Genomic DNA, 9,472 nt, shown 5'->3' on the forward strand with positions numbered 1-9,472 from the left:
GAGACTATGAATGTTCTGCCCTCGTGGTGCAACGGATAGCACGTAAGATTCCGGTTCTTAAGATGTGGGTTCGATTCCTGCCGAGGGCGCTGACAGACGCATCACCTGTATAGGTGGTGCGTTTTTTGTTGTACCGGAAACTTGCGTTTGCCTGCAGTTCCCTAAGTTTCATTCCACATCCCCTGAATCTTTTCCTTCTTTTGTCCGTAGAGAATAATGAACCGGCCGTTGTTTCAAGCGGAAACGGGTTAGGGTAAGGTAGGATTAGATTGTGCAACAAAGAGAGGGGAATGAAGCGAATGAGAAAAATGACGGGCCCACTGCTGATTATTGTGGGGATATTGGTCGTACTGGCCGTCATGCTGGTGCCGAAGTACAATTCTTTCGTGAACCAGGAAGAAGATGTGAACCAGGCCTATAGCCAAATTGAAAACCAGCTGCAGCGGCGGATGGATCTCATCCCGAACCTTGTGGAAACCGCGAAAGGCTATGCCAAACATGAAGAGGAAGTGTTCACGGATATCGCGGATGCGCGTTCGCGTCTGGCAGGGGCGGGCTCTCCCGAAGAACAGGCCAATGCCAACGAAGAACTGACCGGCGCGCTCAGCCGGCTTCTCGTCGTTGCAGAAAATTATCCGGACCTGAAGGCGAACGAAAACTTCCGCCAGCTCATGGACGAATTGGCCGGTACGGAAAACCGCCTTGCGGTTGCGAGGATGGATTATAATGAGGCGGCCACCCAGTTTAACCGGAATGTCCGGAGCTTCCCGGGTAATTTGGTCGCCGGCATTTTCGGATTCGACCAAAAAGAGTATTTCGAAGCATCGGAGGCCGCCCGTGAAGTGCCGAAAGTCGATTTCGGGGAGTACGGTAACTGATGAAGCGGTTCGGCAGGACTCTTTTGTTCGTCCTGCTTCTGTTTACCGGAACGCCTGCTCTGGCGGCGGAGCCGGACGTGCCGGAACCGATCGGCGACACGATCTATGTGCAGGACCACGCCGGCCTCCTGACGGCTGATCAGCAATCACAGATTGTCTCGATGGCTTCGGCCCTTGACCGGGGAACAGGCGCGCAAATTGCCGTACTGACCGTCCCGTTCGCGGTGGAAATACCTGAAATGTACGCACTGGAAGCACTGCGGAAGTACGGTCTCGGTGAGGCAGAAAAGAACAATGGTGTTTTGCTGCTCGTTTCGACTGTCCCGGCCTCCTCAGGCAAGCGTGCTTTTGAAGTGTCTGTCGGGTACGGACTTGAGGGTGCCCTTCCGGATGGGAAAGTGGGAAGGATACTCGACGAATATGGAGTCCCTTATCTTGCAGACGAACAGCCTGCAACCGCCATCATGAACGTGTACCGTGTTCTCCACAATGAAGTGGCCAAAGAGTACAATTGGGACGGAACCGTCGAACAGCCGGCTCCATATTCCGATACCGGCGATGATGGCGGTGGCGGCATCAACCCGATCGTTGCCATCATCATCATCTACATCCTCATCAGCATCTTCTTCGGCGGTGGAGGACGGGGAGGCGGCGGAGGCCCGGGCGGCAGGCGCCGCAGGGGCGGACCGGTCATCTTCATCCCCGGCTCTTTCGGCGGAGGCGGCGGAGGTTTCGGCGGAGGCGGATTCACCGGCGGCGGCGGGGGCTCCGGCGGAGGAGGAGGCGCCGGCCGGGGCTGGTAACCTGACAGGAAAGTAGGAGAACACATGAATGTCACGCTGTATGTGGGCAACGAGTGCCCGCTCTGCGACGAGGCGTTGCTTAATCTGAGACTTGCAGCGGAAGACATCCTGCTCGATATTGAAGTGATTGATATCGGGCGGGATGACCGGCTGCACGAAAAATACATGCTGATGGTCCCTGTACTGGAAAAGGACGGCGAAGTTCTGCTCTACGGGAACATCGGCTACGGTGATGTGATGGAAGCGCTCCTCTAGCGCTTCCTTTTTTATTTGGATAAAAAGTTTGCAACTGCCCGATACGTGGAATACAATGAATACGAAGTGGGACATATTTTAAAACTCCGGGACGAAATACGTCCCTGTTTAAGGAGGATGTCCATGGATGCAGTGACACAATCATTGCTCAGTGTTTTGCCCGAGATGCCGGAGATGCTATCCGTGCGCTGCAGTGTTCTCAATGCCATCCGGCAGGAAGGACCCGTCGGCCGGCGTTCACTGGTCGGCCGTGAAGGATTAAGTGAGCGGGAAGTGCGCGCGGTATGTGATCTTCTAAGAAAACAGGGACTGATCACTGCAGAAACGTCCGGCATGAAAGTGACCCCCGAAGGAAAAGCTGTGCTGGATGCGCTGCAGCCGGTAATCCGGCAATGGACAGGGCTTGAAGATTTGGGGACTGAACTATGCCGGAAATTGGGTATACAGAAAGTGATGGTCGTTCCCGGCGGGGAAGACGGGGACCTGTCGAAGCGCAGGATGGCGAGAGCCGCGTGCAGCTATATGGCTGGCGTCCTCGAGAAAGGATCAGTGGTAGCCGTCACCGGCGGAAGTACTGTCGCGGCGGTTGCCGACGAAGCAGCAACTGCCGGACTGCCCGAAGGAATGCGCTTTATCGCGGCCCGCGGCGGCACAAGCGGTGATGTGAAGTCACAGGCCAATATGATTGCGGCCATGCTTGCTGCTGCAACAGGAGGCGGGTGGACGCCGCTTCATCTGCCTGAAACGCTTGCAGAAACCTCGATCGGCCCGCTTCTGGAAGAGCCTTCTGTGAAGGAAGCGATGGACCTCTATGACCGGACGGACTGCATCGTCCATGGAATCGGAGATGCGCTCGAACTGGCACGCCGCCGCGGTGCCGATGACGGGACCATGAGAAAGCTGAACGCAGAAGACGCAATCGCAGAAGCGTTCGGCTACTATCTTGGGCGGGACGGTTCGGTCATTCACCGGCTCAGCACGATCGGGCTCAGCAGGAGCCAGATCGACCGCATTCCGCATCCGCTTGCAGTGGCGGGCGGGAAGGAAAAAGCGGGACCGATACTCGCTTATATGAAGCAGGCCCCGGCACAGACGGTTCTTGTGACCGATGAATGGGCCGCAAGAGAAATTCTCCGCCTGTCCGGCGGGGAGTCTGAGTGAAGTTGACAATTGATGAGTGAATGATAAAAAAACCGGAGGGATTCAGATATGGCATTGAAAGTGGCAATCAACGGATTTGGTCGGATCGGACGCGTGGTCTTCCGTCAGGCTTGGAATAACCCGGAACTGGAAATTGTAGCGGTCAACGATCTGACTGATGCGGCAATGCTCGCCCACCTTCTGAAGTACGATTCCGTACACGGCATCTTCGGCGAGGAAGTGAGCAGCGACGAACAGCACCTGATCGTGGCGGGCAAGAAAATCCGCGTATTCGCTGAAAAGGACCCTGCGGCACTTCCGTGGGGTGACTTGGGAATCGACGTCGTCCTTGAATCGACGGGCGTCTTCCGCGACCGCGAATCGGCCGGCAAGCACCTGGAAGCGGGCGCGAAGCGCGTGCTCCTTTCTGCACCCGGCAAGGGGGACATCAAAACTCTCGTCATGGGCATCAACGAAAACGACTACAATCCGGAAGCGGACCAGATCGTCTCGAATGCATCCTGCACGACGAACTGCCTGGCACCGATCGTTAAAGTGCTCAATGAAACATTCGGCGTGAAAAAGGGCCTGATGACAACCGTCCACTCGTACACGAACGACCAGCGGATCCTCGATCTTCCGCACAGCGACTACCGACGGGCACGCGCTGCAGCGGAGTCGATGATTCCGACAACAACAGGTGCTGCGACCGCCGTCACCAAAGTGCTTCCGGAACTGAAGGGCAAACTGGACGGCATGGCGGTCCGGGTTCCGACGCCGAACGTCTCCCTCGTCGACTTCACGGCGCAGCTTGAAAAACCGGCAACTCCGGAAGAGGTCAATGAGGCGATGAAAAAAGCAGCGGAAGGCGACCTGAAGGGCCTCCTCTTCGTCTCTGAGCTGCCGCTCGTCTCCAAGGACTACAACGGCGTGCCGGCATCATCCACGGTCGATGCGCTGTCGACGATGGCGATCGGCGACGATATGATCAAAGTCATCAGCTGGTATGACAACGAGAGCGGTTATTCCGCCCGCTGTATCGACCTGATGGTCCACATGTCGAAGGCAGGAATCTGATAGCCTTCCCATAAAGAAACCACTATAATGGAATGGGGCCTGGAACGGATGCCCCGTTCCTTTTTACATACGGAAAATTATGGAGGGGTTTTCATGATCCGAAAAAAATCCATCAACGATCTCGACGTCACCGGCAAGCGTGTATTTGTCCGTGTCGACTTCAACGTGCCGCTTGACGGCGGCCATATCACGGACGACACCCGTATCCGCGCGGCGCTGCCGACCATTGAGAAACTGGCCGGTTCAGGTGCAAAAGTCATCCTCGCCAGCCACCTCGGACGGCCGAAAGGCCAGGTCAACGAAGACATGCGCCTTGCTCCTGCGGGCAAGCGCCTGTCTGAGCTGCTCGGCAAAGACGTCCGGATCCTGCCGGAGTCGACGGGTGACACGGTGAAGGAAGCTGTGGCATCGATGCAGGACGGCGATGTCGTCCTTCTTGAGAACGTCCGCTTCCATGAAGGGGAAGAAAAGAACGAACCGGAACTGGCGAAGCAATTTGCTGAGCTTGCGGATTTGTACGTGAATGACGCGTTCGGCGCGGCCCACCGCGCGCATGCTTCGACGGCGGGTATCGCGGAACATCTTCCTGCGGCTTCCGGGCTGCTGATGGAGAAGGAACTGGACGTCCTAGGCAAGGCGTTGGCAGAACCGGAACGTCCGTTTACCGCCATCATCGGCGGCGCCAAAGTCAAGGATAAAATCGGTGTCATCGATCACCTCCTGGATAAGGTCGACCATCTGCTTCTCGGCGGCGGTCTTTCCTACACCTTTACAAAGGCACAGGGCCATGATGTCGGAAACTCGCTTGTCGAGGAAGATAAAATCGGCCTGGCCAAGTCGTTTATCCGGAAAGCCGAGGAAAAGGGCGTGAAGCTGCATATTCCGACTGACGCGGTGGTGGCTTCCGAATTCAAGGCGGATGCGGAGACCAAGATCGTCCGCACCGATTCGATCCCTGAAGGCTGGATGGGGTTGGATATCGGTCCTGAGACGGCGGCCGAGTATGCGGATGTCATCCGCCTGTCGAAGACCATCCTCTGGAACGGGCCGATGGGCGTATTCGAAATGGAGGCCTTCGCAGAAGGCACCAAGACAGTCGCACAGGCGGTGGCCGAAACAGAAGGCTACACCATCATCGGCGGCGGAGACTCCGCTGCTGCAGTCGAAAAGTTTGGTTTGGCAGACCGGATGGACCATATTTCCACGGGCGGCGGTGCTTCCCTTGAATTCATGGAAGGAAAAGAGCTTCCGGGCGTGTCTGCCCTGGACGACAAGTGAACGGCTAAAAATTGGAGGGAACGGATATGCGAAAACCGATCATTGCAGGCAACTGGAAAATGCACAAAACACTCGGTGAAGCGGAATCGTTCTTTGACTCGGTCAAAGGAAAGCTCCCGGATGCCGGCCGGGCGGATACGGTAATCTGCGCACCGGCGCCTTTCTTGGCAAGCCTTGCGGAATGTGCCGGTGACGAAATGCCGGCAGTGGGTGCACAAACGATGCACGAGGAAGAAAAAGGAGCCTTTACCGGTGAAGTCAGCCCGGTGATGCTGGCGGACCTGGGCGTCAAGTACGTCATCATCGGACACTCCGAGCGCCGCGAATACTATAACGAATCCGATGAGTCGGTCAACCGGAAGGTAAAGTCCGCATTTGCCCACGGGCTCGTCCCGATCATCTGTGTCGGAGAGTCGCTGGAAGAGCGCGAAAGCAACAAGACTGCCGAGAAAATTTCCGGGCAGGTCCGCGCTGCGCTGGAAGGTGTCGGCGCGGAACAAGCAGCCGGTGCGGTGATCGCCTATGAACCGATCTGGGCGATCGGGACAGGGAAGACGGCGACTTCCGATATGGCAAATGAGGCATGCGCCGAAATCCGCAACACACTTGCGGAGCTATACGGGCAAGAAACAGCGGAACAGATCCGGATCCAGTATGGCGGCAGCGTAAAGCCGGAAAATATCACTGAACTTCTCGCACAACCGGATATCGATGGCGCTTTGGTCGGGGGCGCGAGCCTGGAGCCGGAATCGTTCATCGCCCTGGCGGAGGCGGCGGGCCATGAATAAACGCCCTGTCGCGCTCATCATCCTTGATGGCTTCGGCCTGAGGAGCGAAACGGCCGGCAACGCCGTCGCGCAGGCGGACAAGCCGAACTTTGACCGTTTCCATGCGGGGTTTCCGACAACGACACTCACGGCAAGCGGAGAGGCGGTCGGCCTTCCCGAAGGCCAGATGGGCAATTCCGAAGTCGGCCACCTGAACATCGGTGCAGGCCGGATCGTCTACCAAAGCCTGACCCGCATCAACAAATCGATCCGGGAAGGCGATTTTTTCGAAAACGAAATGCTCCTATCCGCCGTCCGGAACGCCAAAGAGCCGGGCAGGTCGCTCCATATCATGGGGCTTTTGTCGGATGGCGGCGTCCATAGCCATATCGGCCACTTGCACGCACTGATCGACCTTGCGAAACAGCACGGTCTGGAGCGTGTCTATCTGCACGCCTTCCTGGACGGACGGGATGTCGGGCCGAAAACGGCTCTTGGCTATATCGAGGAGACCGAGCGGCATCTGAAAGAAGCAGGTGTCGGCCAATTCGCTTCGGTCAGCGGACGCTATTATGCGATGGACCGTGACCGGCGCTGGGACCGGGTCAAGCTCGCTTACGACGCCATCACGGACGGCACGGGCGCTATGGCACGCTCTGCCGCGGAAGGCGTCGAAGCCGCCTATGGCCGGGGGGAGACGGATGAGTTTGTCATCCCGTTTGTTGTCGGCGGCGAAGACGGGAAGCCGGCCGCCACGGTCGACGACGGCGACTCGATCATCTTCTTCAACTTCCGTCCGGACCGGGCGATCCAGCTGACATCCGCGTTTGTTTCGGATGACTTCAGCGGGTTTGGCACAACCTATCGCCGTCCGGCAGACCTGACCTATGTGACGTTTACGCAGTACAGTGAGGATTTCGAGGGGCAGGCGCGGGTCGTCTATCCGAACGTGAATCTGAGAAAGACAGTTGGAGAAGTGATTTCCGAGGCGGGACTCCGCCAGCTCCGGATTGCGGAGACGGAAAAGTATCCGCATGTCACGTTCTTCATGAGCGGAGGAAGGGAAGAGGTCTTCCCGGGCGAGCAGCGGATCCTCATCGATTCCCCGAAGGTTGCGACGTATGATCTGAAGCCGGAGATGAGTGCCTTTGAAGTCACGGAAGCACTCGTCGGCGTGATTGAACGGGACGAAACGGATGCCATCATCCTGAACTTCGCCAATCCCGACATGGTCGGGCACAGCGGCATGCTGGAGCCGACGGTCAAGGCGATTGAAGCCGTCGATGAATGCCTCGGGCAGGTCGTCGATGCCATCCTCGCAAAAGGCGGGGCCGCCATCATCACGGCGGATCACGGGAATGCCGACGAAGTCGTCACGCTCGACGGCCGTCCGATGACCGCACATACGACAAACCCGGTTCCGGTGATCGTGACGGAAAAGGGGCTTGAGCTCCGGGAAGGCATTCTTGCCGACCTGGCACCGACCATGCTGAAGCTTCTCGGTGTCGAACAACCGGAAGATATGACAGGCAAACCATTATTCTAATCAGAGGGAGTGTCAATGCAATGCCAATCATCAGCCATATTCAAGCACGTGAAGTACTCGATTCCCGCGGGAATCCGACAGTGGAAGTGGAAGTCTTTACGGACAGCGGTGCTTATGGCCGCGCCATCGTGCCATCGGGTGCGTCAACCGGCGAATACGAAGCGGTCGAACTGCGTGACGGGGACAAGTCCCGTTACCTCGGCAAAGGCGTCCTGAAGGCTGTCGACAATGTCAACGGTGTCATTGCAGACGAACTGTCGGGCATGTACTCGGTCCTTGATCAGGTATCGATCGACCAGGCGCTCATCGAACTGGATGGAACAGAAAACAAAGGCAAGCTTGGCGCCAATGCAATCCTTGGCGTATCGATTGCCGTTGCGCACGCGGCTGCAGATTACCTGGACTTGCCGCTTTACCAGTACCTCGGAGGAGTCAACGCCAAGCAGCTGCCGGTTCCGATGATGAATATCCTGAACGGCGGCGAGCACGCAGACAATAACGTCGACATCCAGGAATTCATGGTCATGCCGGTCGGAGCGGAATCGTTCCGCCAGGCGCTCCGCATGGGCGCGGAAGTGTTCCACTCCCTGAAAGCGGTTCTGAAGGAAAAAGGCCTGAACACGGCAGTGGGCGACGAGGGCGGCTTCGCTCCGAACCTCGGCTCCAACGAAGAGGCGCTCTCCACCATCATGGAAGCGATCGAAAAAGCGGGCTACAAGCCTGGTGAAGACCTCGTTCTCGCGATGGATGTGGCTTCTTCCGAGTTCTTCGACAAAGAATCCGGCAAGTACAACCTGTCGGGCGAAGGCATCTCTCGCACTTCCGAAGAAATGGTTTCCTGGTACGAGGAACTGTGCAACAAGTATCCGATCGTCTCGATCGAAGACGGGCTGGACGAAAATGACTGGGACGGACACCGCATGCTGACCGAGCGTATCGGAAGCAAAGTCCAGCTTGTCGGCGACGACCTGTTCGTCACCAACACGAAAAAGCTGGCCCGCGGCATCGAAGAAGGCGTCGGCAACTCCATCCTCGTCAAGGTCAACCAGATCGGCACGCTGACCGAGACATTTGACGCGATCGAAATGGCGAAACGCGCGGGCTACACCGCCGTCATCTCCCACCGCTCCGGCGAGTCGGAAGATGTGACGATTGCCGATATCGCAGTCGCGGTCAATGCAGGCCAGATCAAGACCGGCGCGCCATCGCGCACGGACCGTGTCGCCAAGTACAACCAGCTTCTCCGCATCGAAGACCAACTTGCGGCAACAGCCCAGTACCCGGGCAACAAGGCATTCTACAACCTGAAGAAATAAGGGAAAGACCGGCAGGCTGCCGGTCTTTTCTATTTGGACGGGGGCTAGTTCGCTGAATGGGGTTGGAGGGGGCCGCATGGGGAGCGGATTTGCAATATGGGATGCTGAATTGCAATATGAGATGCGGATTTGCAATATGGGATGCTGAATTGCCGCATGGGATGTGGATTTACAATATGGGATGCCGAATTGCAGCATGGCGCGCGGATTTGCAATATGGGATGCCGAATTGCAGCATGGCGCGCGGATTTGCAATATGGGATGCGGATTTGCAATATGGGATGCTGAATTTCAGCATGGGATGCGGATTTGCAATATGGCCTCCCGATTTGCCGCATGGGGTGCGGATTTGCAATATGGGATGCGGATTTGCAATATGGGATGCGGATTTGCAATATGGGATGCTGAATTG

10 protein-coding genes and 1 tRNA gene are annotated in these 9,472 nt (G+C 57.2%); all 11 read left to right on the forward strand.

The genetic code is table 11. From position 1 onward, the window contains the following. The first annotated feature begins 17 nt into the window (after positions 1-17). Positions 18-89, forward strand: a tRNA-Arg gene (locus BLT01_RS13870). Positions 90-299: 210 nt separating this feature from the next. Beyond that, complete coding sequence (locus BLT01_RS13875; protein ID WP_092098764.1) at positions 300-878, forward strand: LemA family protein; 579 nt, start codon at positions 300-302, stop codon at positions 876-878. After that, positions 878-1,681 carry a TPM domain-containing protein gene (locus tag BLT01_RS13880; RefSeq protein WP_092098766.1) on the forward strand — a complete coding sequence of 268 codons (804 nt, stop codon included), beginning with the start codon at positions 878-880 and terminating at the stop codon, positions 1,679-1,681. Before BLT01_RS13875 ends, BLT01_RS13880 begins: the two co-directional genes overlap by 1 nt. A 24-nt stretch (positions 1,682-1,705) precedes the next feature. Beyond that, the gene (locus BLT01_RS13885; RefSeq protein ID WP_092098768.1) at positions 1,706-1,936 is read left to right on the forward strand and encodes a glutaredoxin family protein; all 231 of its coding nucleotides are present in this window, start codon (positions 1,706-1,708) and stop codon (positions 1,934-1,936) included. A gap of 123 nt (positions 1,937-2,059) precedes the next feature. After that, on the forward strand, positions 2,060-3,097 hold the full coding sequence (locus BLT01_RS13890; protein WP_176765173.1) for a sugar-binding transcriptional regulator: 1,038 nt from the start codon (positions 2,060-2,062) through the stop codon (positions 3,095-3,097). Between the two features lie 48 nt (positions 3,098-3,145). Next, the gene (gap, locus tag BLT01_RS13895; RefSeq protein ID WP_092098772.1) at positions 3,146-4,153 is read left to right on the forward strand and encodes a type I glyceraldehyde-3-phosphate dehydrogenase; all 1,008 of its coding nucleotides are present in this window, start codon (positions 3,146-3,148) and stop codon (positions 4,151-4,153) included. Positions 4,154-4,246: 93 nt separating this feature from the next. Next, on the forward strand, positions 4,247-5,431 hold the full coding sequence (locus BLT01_RS13900; protein WP_092098774.1) for a phosphoglycerate kinase: 1,185 nt from the start codon (positions 4,247-4,249) through the stop codon (positions 5,429-5,431). Between the two features lie 26 nt (positions 5,432-5,457). Then, positions 5,458-6,219, forward strand: a complete 762-nt coding sequence (gene tpiA / locus BLT01_RS13905) for a triose-phosphate isomerase (protein ID WP_092098776.1) — start codon at positions 5,458-5,460, stop codon at positions 6,217-6,219. After that, positions 6,212-7,744 (forward strand): 2,3-bisphosphoglycerate-independent phosphoglycerate mutase, encoded by a 1,533-nt coding sequence (gene gpmI, locus BLT01_RS13910; RefSeq protein ID WP_092098778.1) that lies wholly within the window; start codon positions 6,212-6,214, stop codon positions 7,742-7,744. Before tpiA ends, gpmI begins: the two co-directional genes overlap by 8 nt. A 20-nt stretch (positions 7,745-7,764) precedes the next feature. Next, positions 7,765-9,060 (forward strand): phosphopyruvate hydratase, encoded by a 1,296-nt coding sequence (gene eno, locus BLT01_RS13915; RefSeq protein WP_092098780.1) that lies wholly within the window; start codon positions 7,765-7,767, stop codon positions 9,058-9,060. A 56-nt stretch (positions 9,061-9,116) separates the two neighbouring features. Further along, positions 9,117-9,472: hypothetical protein (locus BLT01_RS15340; RefSeq protein ID WP_218123205.1), on the forward strand; the 356-nt coding region annotated here is incomplete at its 3' end.

Source organism: Bhargavaea beijingensis, from assembly GCF_900101985.1.
Lineage (GTDB): Bacteria > Bacillota > Bacilli > Bacillales_A > Planococcaceae > Bhargavaea > Bhargavaea beijingensis.